Genomic DNA, 16995 nt, shown 5'->3' with positions numbered 1-16995 from the left:
ATGGATCCCGGATCAGGTCCGGGATGACGGTTGAGGGGTCGATCTTGTTCAAGAAAATCCTGATTGCCAATCGCGGCGAGATTGCCTGTCGCGTCATTCGCACGGCGAAGAAAATGGGGATCGCGACGGTCGCGGTCTATTCAGACGCTGATGCGCGCAGCCCGCATGTGATGATGGCGGACGAGGCGGTGCGGCTGGGGCCGCCGCCGGCGGCCGAAAGCTATCTGATCGCCGATGCGATCATCGCCGCGTGCAAGGCGACGGGCGCCGATGCGGTGCATCCGGGCTATGGCTTCCTGTCGGAGCGGACGAGCTTCGCCGAGGCGCTGGCCGAGGCAGGGATCGCGTTCATCGGGCCGCCGCCGGGAGCCATCGCGGCGATGGGCGACAAGATCGAATCGAAGAAGCTCGCCAAGGCGGCGGGCGTCAACGTCGTCCCCGGTTATCTGGGCGAGATCGCCGACACCGATGCCGCGGTGAAGATCGCGGGGGAAATCGGCTATCCGGTGATGATGAAGGCCTCCGCCGGCGGTGGCGGCAAGGGGATGCGCCTCGCCTGGTCCGAGAAGGACGTGCGCGAGGGCTTCGAGGCGACCAAGCGCGAGGGGCTCAACAGCTTCGGCGACGACCGCGTGTTCATCGAGAGGTTCATCGAGAGCCCGCGCCACATCGAGATCCAGGTGCTGGGCGACCAGCACGGCAATGTCGTCTATCTCGGCGAGCGCGAATGTTCGATCCAGCGCCGCCACCAGAAGGTCGTCGAGGAAGCGCCGTCGCCCTTCGTCACGCCCGAGATGCGCAAGGCGATGGGCGAGCAGGCCGTCGCGCTGGCCAAGGCCGTGGGCTATTTCTCGGCTGGCACGGTCGAACTGATCGTGTCGGGCGCCGACACCAGCGGCAAGAGCTTCTACTTCCTCGAGATGAACACGCGCCTGCAGGTGGAGCATCCGGTGACCGAGGCGATCACCGGGCTCGATCTGGTCGAGCAGATGATCCGCGTGGCCGCCGGCCAGCCGCTGGGCTTCACGCAGGACGAGGTGAAGCTGAACGGCTGGGCGATCGAGAATCGCGTCTATGCCGAGGATCCCTATCGCGGCTTCCTGCCCAGCACGGGGCGGCTGGTGCGCTACACGCCCCCCGAGACGGGGCCGGTCAGCCTGCCGTTCGTGTCGAGCGAAGTCGAGACGCGCCTGCGCGGCGACGAAGGTCCCTCGACTTCGCTCGGGACGAACGGGGAGACACCCTATGTCCGCGTCGATGACGGCGTGCGCGAGGGGGGCGAAGTCTCGATCTATTATGATCCGATGATCGCCAAGCTGATCACCTGGGCGCCGACGCGCGACGAGGCGGCGGACCTGCAGATCGACGCGCTCGATCGCTTCGAGATCGAGGGGCTGGGCCACAATATCGATTTCCTCTCCGCGCTGATGCAGCATCCGCGCTTCCGCGAGGGCCGGTTGACCACCGGCTTCATCGCCGAGGAATATCCCGATGGCTTCCACGGCGCGCCGGCAAGCGACGAACTGCTGCGCGACCTGTCGGCAATCGCGGCTTTCGCGGCGACGGCCGATGCCGATCGCGCGCGGCGGATCGACGGGCAGCTGGGGCGCAGGCTGGCGCCGCCGGCAAGCTGGGGCGTGACGATGGGCGGGGTGACGCGGATCGTGACCATCGAAGGCGACGAGATCGTCGTCGACGGCGAGGCGGTCGAGCTCGAGACCGAATATACGCCGGGCGACCGCATCATCGAGGCCGAGGTCGAGGGACGCGATCTTGCGGTGCGCGTGGCGAAGGTGCGCGGCGGCTGGAAGCTGACGACGCGCGGCGCGAGCCATGTCGCGAAGCTGCTGCCGGGCCATGCCGTCCGCCATGCGGCGCACATGATCGAGAAGGTGCCGCCCGATCTTTCCAAATATCTCCTCTGCCCGATGCCTGGCCTGCTCGTCGCGCTCAACGTCGGCGCGGGCGACAAGGTGGAGGCGGGCCAGCCGCTCGCCGTCGTCGAGGCGATGAAGATGGAGAATATCCTGCGCGCCGAGAAGGCTGGCGTGGTGAAGAGCGTCAACGCCAGGGCCGGCGACAGCCTGGCGGTGGACGCCGTGATCCTGGAGATGGAGTAGGACAGTCCGTCATTGCGAGCGTAGCGAAGCAATCCAGTTCGATGCCCGGCATCCCTGGATTGCTTCGCTACGCTCGCAATGACGGGAGGGGCGTTTTGCACCCCGGCTTTCGCCGGAGCACAAGATGGTCTCACAGCAGCAGGAACGCCGCCGCCATGGCGAGCAGGAACGACACGATCGTCGCGGCGATCACCGGGGCGGAGCTTTTCCAGCCTTGCGCGAGCAGCAGGTTCATCGGCGATTTGATGCCCGTCGCCACCACCGCCATCAGCAGCAGCGCCGAAGTGCCCTGCTTCGCCCAGCCGCCGACGGCGTGGGGGAAGGGCAGGAAGCTGTTGGCGAGCGCGACGACGAGGAAGCCGATCACGAACCACGGCACGGCGACCGAGAAGGAGATGCGGCCCGACTGGCCGTCCTCGCCGCCCGGGAAGAGCAAGGCGACGGCGACGAGCGTCGGGGCGAGCATCGCGACGCGCGTCAGCTTGACGATCGCCGCCGTCTGGCCCGCGACTTCGGAAATCGAATAGCCCGCGCCCAGCGCCTGCGCGACGTCGTGGATCGACGCGCCGAGCAGGAAGCCGGCGGCATGATCGTCGAAGCCGATCATCCGCGCGAGGATGGGATAGGTCGACATCGCCAGCGCGCTGGCCGCCGAGACCGCGACGAGGACGAGCGTGAGCTGCGCCTGATTGACGCGCTTCTCGCCCAGCACGGTCGACAGCGCCAGCGCGGCCGAGGCGCCGCAAATGCCGACCGAACCGCCCGCGAGGGTACCGAAGGCAGCGCCGAGCCCGAGCGCGCGGCCGGTGAGCGCGCCCGTCGCCGTCACCACCCCGACCATGATCGCGATCGCGACGAAGCTCTGCCAGCCCAGCTCGGCGATCTGCCAGATCGTCACCTGCGCGCCGACGAGGACGATGCCCCAGCGCAACAGCGTACGCGACGCGAAGTTGAGGCCGGGGTGCAGGCGCTTGTCCCCATTCACGAAATTGAAGGCGAGGCCGATGAGCAGCCCCATCAGCATCAGCGGCGCGCCATAATGTTCGGACAGCCATGCGGCGGCGAGCGCGGCGACGCCGGTGACGCCGAGGCCGGGCAGATAGTCGATCAGCGGCAGGCGGCGGCCGGGCGTTTCCTGCTCGATCAGATCGCCGAACAGATCGGCGGCGGCGGGCGGGGGGAGCGTGCCGTTCATGCCCGCAGATGCTCGGCCTGGAAAGCGGCGGCGGCGCCGAGCAGGCCGGGCTGCTCATGCGTACACAGGCGGATCGGCATGTTCCGCATCCGCGTCTCGTGCCGGCCTTTGGCGGCGAAGCGATCGGCGAAGGCGGGTGCGGCCAGCAGATCGGCCATGCGGTTGGAAAGGCCGCCGACGATCATCACCGCGTTGGAGCCCTGAGCGAGCGCGAGATCGCCGGTGACCGCGCCGAAGATCAGCACCAGCCGTTCCAGCGCGCGTGCGGCGACCGGATCGCTGCCGTCGAGCGCATTGGCCCATAGCGTCTTGTCGTCTGCGGGGACGATCGCCAGCCCTTCGGAAGCGGCGATCGCCTCGCGGATGCTGGCGAGGCCGGGGCCGGAGACGAGGCGTTCGACCGAGCAGCGGCGGAAACGCTCGCGCAGGCGATCGGCGATGCGCGTCTCGAAGCTGTCGAGCGGCGCGAAATCGATATGGCTGCCTTCGGTCTCGATCGCGTGGATATGGCCGTCGCGACGCAGCGTCATCGCGACGCCGAGGCCGGTGCCGGGGCCGATGACGGTGGTGACGCCGCTTTCGGGCCAGGCCGCCGGCCCGGCGATATGGCGCGATTCACCTTCGCCGAGCCAATGGACGGCATGCGCCATCGCGCCGAAATCGTTGAGGATCAGCAATTGATCGAGCCCCAGCTCGTGCGCCAGCGTGGCGGGGCGGAAGACCCAGGGATTATTGGTGAACTTGATCGTGTCGCCGCCGACCGGGCCGGCGACGGCGATCGAGGCGGCCGTGATGCCCTCCGCGCCAGAATCCTTCAGAAACTGCGCCCATGCGCCGGCGAGATCGGGCCATGCCGCCGTGTCGTAGCGATAGAGGGGGCCGAGTTTCGGCGGCTGGCCGGGAGACAGGGTGGCCAGCGCGAAGCGGGCGTTGGTCCCGCCGACATCGACCGCGACGATAGTGGTGCCGTCGTTCAAGATCACCCCTTCCAAAAACTCTTGCGCGCGGGATCGACGCGCGATGTTTGAGCGTCTGTCTAGCGCTGTCAGAAAAGGGGAGCAACCACGTCCCGAGCGGGACATGCAGAAAGGATGGGCGCCGGACGCAACCGGCGCGAGATCAGCGACGGTCGGCGCGCCTTACTGGAAGCTGATCTGCCAGCCAAGCGCGATGGCGATCAGATTCAGAATGATCACCGCCGAAAGAAACACAAACGCGACTGAGCACACTCGGTGCCCGATCATGTCACCACGTGTCATAGCCTTCATCCTCATTCCGCCCGCTTCTGCGGGTCTGGAGACAGGATGCCCACGATTCGCGGCCATTGTGAAGGCTAAAAACGCATTAACAGAAGGTTTCGGACCGGCGGCGTTCCGATCGGCCCCACGCCTTCTGTCGTAACTGTCGATCTTTATATATGAAATGAGCGTCTCGATGCATGGCGACAGGGGAGAATCGGCAGTGACGGCTGGCGCGGATCGACCGGTGCTGATCGACGAGATCGGTTCGTTCCATATCGGGGGCAGGATGATCCGGATCGAGGGGCAGCCGCTGCGCGAGCGGGTGAGCACGCCGGGCGGGCCGGTGCATCATGTCGATCCTAATGGCGAGATGATCGCCGGCCAGATGTATGTCCAATATGTGCGGCAGGCCGATCCGAAAGGGGCGGGGCCGCTGCTGATGTGGCATGGCGGCGGCATGACCGGGGCGAATTGGGAAACCACGCCGGACGGGCGGCCGGGCTGGCAGATGTTCTTCCTGCGCGCCGGATTCGACACCTATGTGTCCGACGCGGTCGAGCGCGGGCGGGCATCCTTCGCGCCCCATCCCTATGTCTATGCCGAGGCGCCCTATTTCCGGACGGCGCGCGAATTGTGGGAGGAGACCTTCCGCTTCGGCCCGCCGGGATCGTGGCACGCCGATCCCGCGCTGCGTGCGGCCTATGACGGGTCGCGCTTTCCCCTCGACGCCTTCGAGGCGTTTCTGGGCCAGTGCGTTCCGCGCTGGGGCTGCAACGACGCGCTGACGCAGGCGGCCTATGACGCTCTGGTCGCGCGGCTGGACCCCGGCGTGATCATCCTGACGCACAGCCAGGGCGGCAATTTCGGCCTTACCGCCGCGCTTCATGCGCCCGATCGCGTGCGGGCCGTGGTTTCGCTCGAACCTTCGGGCGCGCCCGATCCGGCGCTGGCCGACGCCGCGAGCATCGCCCATGTGCCGCATCTGTTCCTGTGGGGGGACAATTGGCGCGGCAATGCCTTCTGGGCGCGATCGCGACCGGCGTCGGAAAGCTGGCGCGACGCGCTGCGCGCGGAAGGCGGGGACGTGGAGTGGATCGATTTGCCGGCGCGGGGCGTGACCGGCAACAGCCACGCCTTGATGGCCGACGACAATAGCAACGTGATCGCGACGATCGTGCTGGACTGGATGGCGTCGCGCGGGCTGGTGCGCGCATAGCAACTCGGCGTTGACGCGCCTGCGGCGGTTGTGGCACTGGCGCGGACGCTTTACGCCGCAACCCCGCGCAGCCGGGGCAGGCTGGCGACAGGCGGGTATAGCTCAATGGTAGAGCACTAGCCTTCCAAGCTTGTGATGCGGGTTCGATCCCCGCTACCCGCTCCAGCCCCCGGCCATGGCCTCGCACGCGCCGCGACAAGGCTTGCGACAATTTGCGACAAATTTCCGGTTTCGCGACAAACTCCAGCGACAGGGCGGGGGGATAAGAGGTTCATCGAGACAGCGGGTCTCGGACCGGAACCTACCCCATCCGGAACGAGCCCGAGAGTTGAGTTTCGCCGCGAGAGAGTTTGAGCAGGCTCGGTCGCGGCGGAGGAGAGCCCCGGTAGCTGACCCCTGCCGCGGCGATCCCAGCCGGCGGAGCGCGTCTTTCCCCCTGTGGCGCGCCCGCCGGCTCCCCCGATCGGGTGGATCATCCCCACCCACCCGATCGACTTGAAACGAAGCGCATGACGACCCCCGAAAAAAGGGCTCCGCTCTCCCCCCAAGGAGCGGAGCCCTTTCGCTTTTTTCGTGGTGTTTCGGCGTGGCCGAAAAACTGGCGGCGCCGGCCCGCTCCCCCACCCGGCCTCCCATCCAGGATACACTCTGTGGGAGGCCGGGTGGGGGAGAGGGCCGGTGCCGATACCAAACGGGCTTCTCCCGCTTCCTATACATCAACCTCTGACGCATAAGGGCGGGGCATGGACGACAAGCCGCACATATTGCTGGTCGACGACGAACGATCGATCCGCGAACCCCTGGCCGCCTACCTGACCCGCAACGGCTTTCGCGTGACGCAGGCCGCCGATGCCGCCGCCGCGCGCGACCGGCTGAAAGGCTATGCGATCGATCTCGTCATCCTCGACATCATGATGCCCGGCGAGGACGGGCTGAGCCTGTGCCGCCACATCCGCGAGACGAGCGAGACGCCCGTCGTGCTGCTGACCGCGATGACCGAGGAGACCGACCGGATCGTCGGGCTGGAGATGGGCGCGGACGATTATGTCGTGAAGCCCTTTTCGCCGCGCGAGCTGGTCGCGCGGACCAAGGTGATCCTGCGCCGCGCCGGACGGGGCGGGGCCGGGGTTCGCCAGCGCGCGCCCGATACCGAGAGCTACGCCTTCGCCGGCTGGGTGCTGAAGGCGGGCGAGCGCGCGCTGGTCGACCGCGAAGGCGTGACCGTGCCGCTGTCGACCGGCGAGTTCAACATCATGCTCGCCTTCGTCACCCATCCGCGTCAGGTGCTGAGCCGCGACCAGCTGCTCGATCTGGCGCAGGGGCGCGAGGCCAATGCCTTCGACCGCGCGATCGACAATCATATCAGCCGCCTGCGCCGCAAGATCGAGGATGATCCCAAGACGCCGACGCTGCTCAAGACGGTGTGGGGCGGCGGCTATTCGCTGGCCGCAGACGTGACGCGGCTTTGAAGCGGCTCTGGCCCCGCAGCCTCGCGCGCCAGATGGCGCTGCTGGTGGCGCTGGCGCTGCTCGTCGCGCAGGCGATCAATTTCGGGCTGCAGCTGAGCGCCAGCCAGCGCCAGCGCACCGCGCAGACCACGGCTGTCGCGATCGCGCGGCTTGCCGAGGCGGTCGCGCGCTCCGAATCCGCTGCGAGCATCGAGATCGCGCCGCGGCTGGAAACCAGGGTCAATCCGATCACGCCGCAGATGACGCGCCGCGACGATGTCGCGCAACGCGCGCATCAGGCGCTTGCCGATCTCGGCCTGTCCGCGCGGCAGATCGTCGCGGCCGAGGCGATGGGGCGTGAGTTCCGCTATATCCGCGATCCCGCCAGCGGCGCGCTGCGCCGGATCGAGGGCCCGAAAAGCAATGCGCTGATCCTGACCGCGCAGGTCGGCGACACGCGCTGGGTGACGGCGATCGCGCAGTTCCCGCGCCAGGATTATGGCGTGGTACTGTGGCTGCTGTTCCAGACGATGCTGCTCTATGGCTTCATCGTGCTGCCCGTGGTGTGGTTCGTGTGGCGGCTGTCGCAGCCGCTGCGCAAGCTGCGCGCGGCAGTGGAAGGCTTCACCAGCGCGGCGCCGGCGCCGCCGGTGATCGAGGAAGGGCCGGGCGACATCCGCCGGCTGATCGCGGCGTTCAATTCGATGCGCGCGCGCCTTGTCGCGATGCTCGACGAGAAGGACCGGATGCTGGGCGCGATCGGGCATGACCTGCGCACGCCGCTCGCCTCGCTGCGCGTCCGCACCGAGCTGGTCGAGGACGAGGGCGAGCGCGGGCGCATGGCCGCGACGATCGACGAGATGAACCGCACGCTCGACGACATATTGTCGCTGGCGCGGCTCGGGCGGCCGAGCGAGGAGCCGTCGCGCGTCGACCTGCCCGGGCTGGTCGACAGCGTGGTCGACGATTTCCACGATCTCGGCGTCGACGTGACCGCCGAGGAAAGCGACCGGCTGGCGGTGACGATGCGGCCGACGCTGGTGCGCCGCGCGGTGCGCAACCTGATCGAGAACGCCGTAAAATATGGCGGGGCCGTGCGGATACGCGTGAAACCAGAGGAGAATGGCGCGGTCGTCGAGATCGACGATGACGGGCCGGGGATTCCGCCTGAGGATATCGAGCGCATGTTCGAGCCCTTCACGCGCGCGGAAAATTCGCGGAGCAGGGAGACGGGCGGCGCGGGCCTGGGCCTGGCGCTCGCACGCGCGATCGCGACGGGGCATGACGGGCGGCTGACGCTGGAGAATCGCGCCGAGGGCGGGCTGCGCGCCCGGTTGTGGCTGCCGCGCTAGCCGGGCAGGCTCACGCGGCTGCGTCTTCAGCCATCGTCATTGCGAGCGCAGCGCGGCAATCCAGTCCTACGCCTGACATTCTGGATTGCTTCGCTGCGCTCGCAATGACGGGAGAGCGTGGCTGTCCTCAGTGGCCGAGGATCAGCGGCACGTCGCTGCTGGCCAGCATCCGGCGGGTGATGCCGCCGAAGGTTTCCATCATCCGGCCGCGTCCATAGGCGCCCATCAGGATATAGTCGGCGCGCCAGCGCTTAGCTTCCTGCGTGATGACCGTATCGGCGACATGGACGACATCGTCGATCACCTTGACCACGGCGTGGATGCCGTGGCGCGACAGATATTCGGCAGCATGATTGGGATCGACGCGCGCGGCGCCGTCGTTCACCGTCAGAATCTCGACCTCGCTCGCGAGCGCAAGCAGCGGCACGGCGGCACGCATCGTCGCGGCGGCGGAGGATTGCCCGTCCCACGCGATCAGCGCGCGGCCGGTGTCGAAGCGGCGCAGGCTGTCGGGCACGGCGACGACGGGCTTGCGCGCCTGCGTGACCACGCGGCTCGCAATCTCGTGCATGTCGGGATAGGGGAAGCCGTCCAGCTTGCGGTTGAGGACGATGACGTCGGCGAGCGTCGCCGCCTTCAGGATGCAGTCCGAGACCGGGCCGGAGCTGTCGACCCAGTTCCAGGTCACGTCCTCGTTCATCAGCCGGGCTTCCAGCGCGACCTTGTTCTTGCTTTCGCGCTCGCGTTCGTCGGCGAGCAGGATCGCCTCGCCCATGCCGGCATAATAATCGGCCGCGACCATCGGCAGCGCCGCGACGTCGAGGCAGGTCAGATGCCCCTCGAGCGTGCGGGTCAGGTCCAGCGCCGCCTGCAGCCGCGCTTCCTGGCCGTCGTCGTCATGGACCAGCAGCAGGATATTCTTCATCGCTCGCCTCCTTCGTCCCGCAGGCGAGACTAAGGAGAGGCGGGGGCGGCCCGATATGCGTTATCTTACGGAGGGGACTATTTGAGCCCGTCGGGATCGAGGACGATCGCGATGCGCCGGTTGAGCGCGCGGCCATCCTCCGTGGCGTTGTCGGCGACCGGATCGGCCATGCCCTTGCCGATCGCGGTCAGGCGGTTCTGCGAGATGCCGTTCTCGACGAGGCGGCGGACCACCGATTCGGCGCGATCCTGCGACAATTTCATGTTCGCCGCCGGATCGCCGACATTGTCGGTATAGCCGATGATCTGCGCGGTGGCGTTGGGATAGGCCGTCAGCAATTGCGTGAAGGCGATGAGCCGCGCCTGCGATTCAGGCGTCGGATCGCCGGACCAGGCATTGAAGCCGCGCCCGCCGGGCTCGAAACGGCGCGGCGCGGTGGCGCCCGACGCCATATAGGCGGACATCTCGGCACCGATCGTGCCGGGCGCGGCGATGATCGTCGCACCGTCCGGAAGCGCCACGACGTTGAAAGGCGACGCCGATTCCTGCGCGACCTGCGCCGCCGTTTCGGGCATCTGGTCGCAGGACTTGATGCCCACGGCGGCGGCGATGACCAGCAGGATCAGTCCTGCAAGCGCGAAGAATTGCACGACCTGTCTCTCCCCCCTCGGCCGCCATGGCCGAATCGTCGAGCGGGCATAGTCGCTTGGCCGCGCGCCGGCGGCAAGATCAGTCCTGCCGGGCGAGCCGCCGGGGCGCACGAAGGCCGAAACGCGCGGCGAGCGCGCCGAGATCGCGCCTGAGCGTGAAGATCGGGTGCGTGACGAAGCGCGTGCGCAGATCCGCCTTCTGGAAGAATCCGTCGGGATGGATGATGTCGATCGGCCCGGCGTTGAGATTGGGATGGCGGCCGAGCCTCAGATGCGCGTCCGATCCGCGCTTCGCGAACAGCACCATATTCTGGCGATACCACCAGGAAATGCGCCGATCGTCCCAGATGCGCCCACGCAGCACGTCGCACAGCACATAGTCGCGCGCCTCGAAGCGATCGACCCAGTAGCTCAGCCGCTGTTCGTTGACATGATGCGTGCCGCCCTGGCCCGGCACGGCGGCGGAGAAGAGGACGGTATCGGCCAGCCCGCACAGATAATCGACGAAGCCCTGCGCGGCCGATGCGTCGAGATGTTCGGCGACCTCGAGGCTCATCGCCATGTCGTAGCGGCGCTGGGGGGCGGGCGGTGCAGCGAGATCGCGGCGGGTGAAGCGCGCGGAATCGATCAGCATGCGCGTGGGATCGACCCACGGTCCGTCCTCGCCGGCAATGTCGGCGATGCCTTCCTCGGCGAAGACGCTGAGCCAGCCGCCGCGCCCGCAGCCGATGTCGATCACCGACTGGGGTTCGACCAGCGCCGCGACCAGCGGGGCGACGACGCGCGCGGACCGTAATGAGGCGTCCACCTGCCCGTCATAGAAGGAAGTCGAATAGGGGCTCCGCACGGCCACGCACATGTCCTTTCATCGCTCAACACCGATTCATCGCAATGACGCCGCCGCACGCGGCGACCCGCACGTCGACGGCCGCGGGGACGGCCGCGGGGACGGCCGCGGGCGCGAAACATTGCCCGATGCCGCGCGCGGGGCTAGATCAGCAGCGCCGGCGGAGAGGGTCGGGGCCAAGGGAGAGCGAATGAGCGACGGCGGCCTTCTGCAGTTGCTGGCGGCGATGCAGCCCGAGCTGCGCCGCTTCCTTGCTGCGCGCCGCGTGACGCCCGACGAGCAGGACGATCTCCTGCAGGACCTGCACCTGAAGCTCAGCCAGCGCGAGACCGGCCCGATAGACGAGCCGCGCGCCTATCTCTACCGCACCGTGAACAATCTGCTGCTCGATCGCCGGCGCGCCGAGCAGCGCCGCGAGGCACGCGACAAGGCGTGGAGCGACGCGCGGCCCGATGCCTCGCTCGACCGCGACGAAACGCCGTCGCCCGAACGCATCGTCGCGGCGCGCGACGAGTTGCGGCGCGTGAACGCATTGCTCGATGCCTTGCCCGAGCGCACCGGCCTGATCTTTCGCGCCTTCCGCTTCGAGGGGCTGGCGCAGAAGCAGATCGCCGAGGTGCAGGGGATCAGCCTGAGCGCGGTCGAAAAGCATCTGCAACGGGCCTATCGGGCGATTCTCGATCTGCGAAGCGAGGCAGATGCGGGTCAGGACGATCCGCGGCGTCTTCTCTCGCAGGGAAGAACGAAATGACGGAACGACAGGGGGCAGGCATTCGCGATCAGGCGATCGCATGGCATCTCCGCCTTCAACAGGGCGGGGACGAGGACTGGCAGGCGTTCACGCGCTGGCTGGAAGCCGATCCGCGCCATGACGAGGCTTATGACGCGGTGGCGCTGCTCGACGCCGAACTGGGCGAGATCCATGCCGACGCGGTCGCGCGCCCGGCAGTCGCCAATGATGACGAGCCCGCGCTGCCGCGCGGCTGGCAGGTCTCGCGCTGGGGCGCGATGGCGGCTGCGCTGATCGCGCTTGTCTTCGCCGTATCGATGATCGCGCCGATGATGCGCCAGGAGACGGGCGGCTATGCGATCGTGACGCAGCCGGGCGAGACGCGCGTCGTGACGCTGAAGGGCGCCGGCCAGATCGCGCTCAACGGCGACACGCGCATCGAGGTGGATCGCAGCGACGCGCGGCGCGTGACGCTGGCCAGCGGCGAGGCGACCTTCCACGTCACGCATGACGAGAAGAACCCGTTCCGCGTGATGGTCGGCGGGCAGGAGCTGCGCGACGTCGGCACCGTCTTCAACGTCACGCAGGATGCGGGCGGGCTGAGCGTCGCGGTCGCCGAAGGTGCGGTGATGCTCAACCCGGAGGGCGAGGCCGTGCGGCTCGGCCCGGGCGACGCCGTCTACCTTGCGAAAGGAAGTGACGTGATCGAACGCGGCAAGGTTCCGACGGCAAGCGTGGGCGGCTGGCGCAGCGGCAGGCTCGACTATCGCGACGCGCCGGTGACGCGCGTCGCCGCCGATCTGTCGCGCGCGATCGGGCGACCGGTGAGCGTCGATCCCGGCGTCGCGGCGCAGCGCTTCACGGGCACGATCGTGACGAGCGGGCCGCGCGCCGACGTCGTCCGCCGCGCTCAGGCGCTGCTCGATGTCGACATGGTCCAGAACGGGCAGGGCTGGCGGCTCACCACGCATGGCGGCGCCAGCGATGGTCAAGCGCGCCCTTAGTCTTTTCGGCGTCTCGATGCTCGCCGCCGCGCCCCAGCCAGGCGAGGCGGCGGGATGCCGCGCGTTCGCAGTGCCGCCCGGCCCGCTTTCCGGCGCGCTGATCGCATTCGGGCGGCAGGCTGGGCTCTCGATCGGCGGTACCGGCGTCACCGCCGGCGGCGCGCGATCGCAGGGCGTCAGCGGATGCCGCTCGGTCGAAGGTGCGCTGCGCCGGCTGCTGAACGGCACGGGCTACGACTATCGCCGCGTGGGTGGCGACACGATCCAGATCGTCGAGGCGCCGCGCCGCCGCGCGAGGACGTCCGCGCCGACACCGGTGGTGCAGGCGAGCGACGATGCGCCGATCATCGTCACCGCGAGCAAGCAGGATACGCCGCTGACCGACTATCCCGGCAGCGTCGAGGTGGTGCGCTTCGAGCGCGATGCGGCGTTCGCAGCGGGCAGCGGCAACGCGCTGGTCGGCCGGCTGCCGATCCTCGCGCAGACCAATTTGGGGCCGGGGCGCAACAAGCTGTTCATCCGCGGCATCGCCGACAGCAGCTTCACCGGCCCTTCGCAATCGACCGTCGCGCAATATCTGGGCGACGTGCGGCTGACCTACAGCGCGCCCGATCCCAATCTGAACCTTTACGACACCGACCGGGTCGAGGTGCTCGAAGGGCCGCAGGGCACGCTTTACGGCGCGGGATCGCTGGGCGGGGTGATCAGCATCGTGCCCAACGCCCCGGTCAGCACCGGCTTTTCGGGATCGGCGGCGGCGGGACTGAGCACGACCGCGCACGGCGACTGGGGATCGGACCTTGCCGCGATGCTCAATTTCCCGCTGAGCGAGGGGCGCGCCGCGCTGCGCGTGGTCGGCTACCGCACGGTCGACGGCGGCTATATCGACGATGCCGAACGCGGGCTGAAGAACGTCAACCGCACCGCCAGCTATGGCGGGCGCGCCATGTTGCGGCTGACTCCCGGCGAAGGCTGGACGATCGATGCGGGGATCGTCCTCCACAATGGGGATGCCGACGACGGCCAATATTCGGAGCGCGGCGAGCCGCCGCTCACCCGCCGATCGGCGATCGCCCAGCCCTTCGACAATGATTTCCTGCTCGGGCAACTCGTGATCCGCAAGAGCTGGGACTGGGGCGAGCTGGTCTCGGCCACCGGTGTCGCGCGCCAGCGGCTGGGCAGTACCTTCGACGCGACGGGCTTCGTCGCGACGCCGGGGCCTGCCGCGCTGATCGAGGACAGCGCGATCAACCTCTTCTCGCACGAGACCCGGCTGTCGGGCGACCTGGGTGGCGGGGGGCACTGGATCGCGGGGGGCTCGTTCGTTCGCAACGAGGCGCGCACCAGGCGGCTGAGCGGTCCGCTGGGCGAGGCGGCGATCAGCAGCGACGTGCGCAATACCGATATCGATACTGCGTTGTTCGGCGAGGTTCGGGTGGACGTATGGCGGCATGTCTTCGTGACGGGCGGCGTGCGCCTCGCTTATTCGCACCGCGTCGGCGAAGTGCTCGACGACGTGACGACGCGGCCGGCCGAGCCGAAGCGCAACGCCTTCCGCGTGCTGCCGAGCGCGGCGCTGTCGTGGGAGCCCGTCGACAAGCTGATCGTCTTCGCGCGCTACCAGCGCGGGTTCCGCGCGGGCGGGCTGGCCGTCGACGGTGCATCGGCCGACCCGACGGTGCGCGAATTCCAGTCCGACACGATCGCAACCAAGGAAATCGGCGTGCGCTTCGGCGAGCCCGGCCGCGACAGGCTCTCGGCTGCGGTCACGCTGTCGCAGGCCAACTGGTCCGACATCCAGGCCGATCTGGTGAACAGCAGCGGCCTTCCCTACACCGACAATATCGGCGACGGGCAGGTGAAGGGGATCGAAGCCTCGCTGAGCTGGTCGCCCACGCCGCAGGCGCTGATCGCCGCATCGATTTTCGGCAATCGAAGCAGCCTCGACCATCCCGACGACGGCTTTGCCGATTCCAATGGCGACGAGCTGCCCAACATCGCCGAAATGGGCGTGCGGCTGAGCGGGCGGATCACGGTGCCGACCGGCGGCTGGGGCAAGCTGACGCTGGAGGCCTCGGGGCGCTATTCGGGCCAGTCGCGGCTGGGCGTCGGCCCGGTGCTCAACATACCGCAGGGCCGCTATCTCGACGCGGGGACGAGCGCGCGGCTGGAAGTACACGGCATCGGCCTGTCGCTGTCGCTGACCAACATGTTCGACGAGACGGGCAACCGCTTTTCCTACGGCAATCCCTTCACCGTCACCCAGCGCCGGCAGATGACGCCGCTGCGCCCGCGCACATTGAGGTTCGGCATCGATGCGGCGTTTTGATCAGGCAGGCGGCACCGGCCCCTCTCCGGCGAAAAGCCTTCTGGCGTCGATCCATGACGTATCGCCGCGTTTCGAGCGCGAGGTGGACCAGCTCATCGGGCATCTCGAGCCGCTGCTCGGCGGACCGCGGCTGGCGATGCTCGTGGTTCCCGATCATTGGGGATCGTCGCCGCTGGCGGGCGACGCCGCTTTCCGCCGCCGGCTGCGCGGATGGGCCGAGGCGGGGATCGAGATGTTCGTCCATGGCTGGTTCCACCGCGACGATGCACCGCGCCGCGACTTCCGCCAGCGCCACATGACGGCGGGCGAAGGCGAGTTCGCCGCGCTCGACCGGGCGACCGCGCTCGACAGGATGCAGCGCGGCCGCGCGCTGATCGAGGATGCGACGGGCGTGGCGACGGCGGGCTTCGTCGCGCCGGCATGGCTTTACAGCGAGGACGCCAGGGCGGCGCTCGGCGATGCCGGCTTCGCGCTGGCCGAGGATCATATGCGCGTCTGGCGACCCTCGGACGGGCAGGCGCTGGCGCGTGGCCCCGTCGTCACCTGGGCGAGCCGCAGCCGGGCGCGCACCGCATCGTCGCTCGCCTTCGCGGCGCTGGCGCGGCACGCGCTGAAGCCGCTGCCGGTCGTGCGCGTCGCCGTGCATCCGGGGGATACGACCAAGGACGCGATCATGACGAGCATCGCGCGAACGGTATCGGGGCTGATGGCGGGGGGACGGACGGCAGGGCGCTATGGCGACCTGCTCGCGCGGGGCTGAGCCGGCGATGCTGCGCATCATGATCCCGATCCACAGTTTCGCGCCGGGCGGCGTCGAGCGCGTGGCGCTGCGCCTTGCCGGCGAATGGCGCAAGGCCGGTCATGACGTGACGATCGTGCTGGGCCGCGACGATCCGCCGGGGATGCACCGCTTCCCCGATCTCCGCTTCCTGACGACGCCGAGCCGCGTGCCGACCGCGCGCTGGGAGACGATCTGGATGATCCTCTGCCTGTGGCGTTTCGCGCGCGCCGAACGGCCCGATGCGATCTTCTGCCCCGGCAACAGCTATGCGGTGGTGGGCGCGGCATTGCGCCTGCTGCTCGGCCGGCGATGCCCGCCGCTGATCATGAAGATCAGCAATGAGCTGGATCGCGCCGACATGGGGCGCGTGGGCGGCGCTTTCTATCGTTTCTGGCTGCGCGTGCAGGGACGCTGCTTCGCGCGGCTGATCGTGCCCGACGATGCACTGGTGGGGCAGGTCGAGCGTCTGCTGCAACCCGCGCCCGGCGCGATCGCCGCCATCCCCAATCCGCTGCTGACCGATGCCGAGATCGTCGCGCTTTCCGCACCGCGCGCCGATTTGAGCCAAAGGCGCGGGCATCGCTTCGTCGCGGTGGGCAGGCTGGAGCCGCAGAAAAATTACCCGCTGATGCTGCAGGCCTTTGCGGTGGGGGCGGGGCCGGAAGACCGGCTGGCGATATTGGGCGAGGGCGGGCAGCGGCGGCGGATCGAGGCGCTGGTCGAAAAGCTCGGGCTCGCCGATCGCGTGATCCTGCCCGGCCATGTCGATCCCGCGCCCTGGCTGGCGGAGGCGGATGCCTATCTGCTCTCCTCCGACTATGAGGGCGTGCCGGCCGCGATGGTCGAGGCGCTGGCGGCGGGGCTGGTGGTGGTCGCGACCGATTGCACGCCAGCCATGCGAAGCCTGGCCGCGGGTGGTGCGGCTACGCTCGTCCCGCGCGGCGATGCGAAAGCGCTCACCGCAGCCATCGCGTCGAGCATCGGGCAGGCGCCCGACCGCGCGGCGCAGCTTGCCGTGGTGCGTCGATACGAGCTGGGCGCCGCCGCGCGCCATTATCTGGATCTTGTCGCCGCTCTGGGCTGAGCCCGATTTTTTACGTTCGGGCCGTGCGGGTCATGCTGCGCCGCGTCGTCTCACCCGCAAAGCAGGCGTGAGT

General features: G+C 68.6%; 14 protein-coding genes and 1 tRNA gene. 10 read left to right on the top strand and 5 right to left on the bottom strand.

Annotation, left to right across the window (positions count from 1 at the left end):
* Positions 1-41 precede the first annotated feature (41 nt).
* Complete coding sequence (locus AC3WT0_RS16325; protein WP_492754520.1) at positions 42-2120, top strand: ATP-binding protein; 2079 nt, start codon at positions 42-44, stop codon at positions 2118-2120.
* A gap of 130 nt (positions 2121-2250) precedes the next feature.
* Here AC3WT0_RS16325 and AC3WT0_RS16320 read toward each other — a convergent pair whose 3' ends face one another.
* Complete coding sequence (locus tag AC3WT0_RS16320) at positions 2251-3315, bottom strand: YeiH family protein (RefSeq protein WP_492754506.1); 1065 nt, start codon at positions 3313-3315, stop codon at positions 2251-2253.
* Positions 3312-4292, bottom strand: a complete 981-nt coding sequence (locus AC3WT0_RS16315; RefSeq protein ID WP_492754505.1) for a glucokinase — start codon at positions 4290-4292, stop codon at positions 3312-3314. Before AC3WT0_RS16315 ends, AC3WT0_RS16320 begins: the two co-directional genes overlap by 4 nt.
* A gap of 484 nt (positions 4293-4776) precedes the next feature.
* Between AC3WT0_RS16315 and AC3WT0_RS16310 the strand changes: the two genes are divergently transcribed.
* The 4 genes from AC3WT0_RS16310 to AC3WT0_RS16295 all read left to right on the top strand — a co-directional run bounded on the left by AC3WT0_RS16310 (position 4777) and on the right by AC3WT0_RS16295 (position 8572).
* The gene (locus AC3WT0_RS16310; RefSeq protein WP_492754504.1) at positions 4777-5772 is read left to right on the top strand and encodes an alpha/beta hydrolase; all 996 of its coding nucleotides are present in this window, start codon (positions 4777-4779) and stop codon (positions 5770-5772) included.
* A gap of 91 nt (positions 5773-5863) precedes the next feature.
* A tRNA-Gly gene (locus AC3WT0_RS16305) sits at positions 5864-5937 on the top strand.
* Positions 5938-6515: 578 nt separating this feature from the next.
* Positions 6516-7241 (top strand): response regulator, encoded by a 726-nt coding sequence (locus AC3WT0_RS16300; protein WP_492754503.1) that lies wholly within the window; start codon positions 6516-6518, stop codon positions 7239-7241.
* Positions 7238-8572: a sensor histidine kinase gene (locus tag AC3WT0_RS16295; RefSeq protein WP_492754502.1), complete on the top strand. Its 1335-nt coding sequence runs from the start codon at positions 7238-7240 to the stop codon at positions 8570-8572. Before AC3WT0_RS16300 ends, AC3WT0_RS16295 begins: the two co-directional genes overlap by 4 nt.
* 127 nt (positions 8573-8699) lie before the next feature.
* On the opposite strand, the gene AC3WT0_RS16290 is transcribed toward AC3WT0_RS16295, so the two are convergent.
* The 3 genes from AC3WT0_RS16290 to AC3WT0_RS16280 all read right to left on the bottom strand — a co-directional run bounded on the left by AC3WT0_RS16290 (position 8700) and on the right by AC3WT0_RS16280 (position 11000).
* Positions 8700-9497 carry a universal stress protein gene (locus AC3WT0_RS16290; RefSeq protein ID WP_492754501.1) on the bottom strand — a complete coding sequence of 266 codons (798 nt, stop codon included), beginning with the start codon at positions 9495-9497 and terminating at the stop codon, positions 8700-8702.
* 77 nt (positions 9498-9574) lie between these two features.
* On the bottom strand, positions 9575-10147 hold the full coding sequence (locus AC3WT0_RS16285; RefSeq protein WP_492754500.1) for an OmpA family protein: 573 nt from the start codon (positions 10145-10147) through the stop codon (positions 9575-9577).
* 79 nt (positions 10148-10226) lie between these two features.
* Positions 10227-11000: a class I SAM-dependent methyltransferase gene (locus AC3WT0_RS16280; protein ID WP_492754499.1), complete on the bottom strand. Its 774-nt coding sequence runs from the start codon at positions 10998-11000 to the stop codon at positions 10227-10229.
* A 184-nt stretch (positions 11001-11184) separates the two neighbouring features.
* Here AC3WT0_RS16280 and AC3WT0_RS16275 point away from each other — a divergent pair, with 184 nt between their 5' ends.
* Genes AC3WT0_RS16275 through AC3WT0_RS16255 form a run of 5 tightly spaced genes read left to right on the top strand, consistent with a single transcriptional unit; the run spans position 11185 to position 16922 of the window.
* The gene (locus tag AC3WT0_RS16275) at positions 11185-11745 is read left to right on the top strand and encodes a sigma-70 family RNA polymerase sigma factor (protein WP_492754498.1); all 561 of its coding nucleotides are present in this window, start codon (positions 11185-11187) and stop codon (positions 11743-11745) included.
* Positions 11742-12728 (top strand): FecR family protein, encoded by a 987-nt coding sequence (locus AC3WT0_RS16270; RefSeq protein ID WP_492754497.1) that lies wholly within the window; start codon positions 11742-11744, stop codon positions 12726-12728. The genes AC3WT0_RS16275 and AC3WT0_RS16270 overlap by 4 nt, the downstream gene beginning before the upstream one ends.
* Positions 12709-15057, top strand: coding sequence for a TonB-dependent receptor (locus tag AC3WT0_RS16265; RefSeq protein ID WP_492754496.1), 2349 nt, complete (start codon positions 12709-12711; stop codon positions 15055-15057). The genes AC3WT0_RS16270 and AC3WT0_RS16265 overlap by 20 nt, the downstream gene beginning before the upstream one ends.
* The gene (locus AC3WT0_RS16260) at positions 15044-15817 is read left to right on the top strand and encodes a DUF2334 domain-containing protein (protein WP_492754495.1); all 774 of its coding nucleotides are present in this window, start codon (positions 15044-15046) and stop codon (positions 15815-15817) included. Before AC3WT0_RS16265 ends, AC3WT0_RS16260 begins: the two co-directional genes overlap by 14 nt.
* On the top strand, positions 15792-16922 hold the full coding sequence (locus tag AC3WT0_RS16255) for a glycosyltransferase (RefSeq protein ID WP_492754494.1): 1131 nt from the start codon (positions 15792-15794) through the stop codon (positions 16920-16922). The genes AC3WT0_RS16260 and AC3WT0_RS16255 overlap by 26 nt, the downstream gene beginning before the upstream one ends.
* Positions 16923-16995: the final 73 nt, after the last annotated feature.

This window comes from Sphingomonas sp. EU05-FHT14C10 (assembly GCF_058790595.1).
This window is presented reverse-complemented; position numbering and strand designations above follow the sequence as displayed.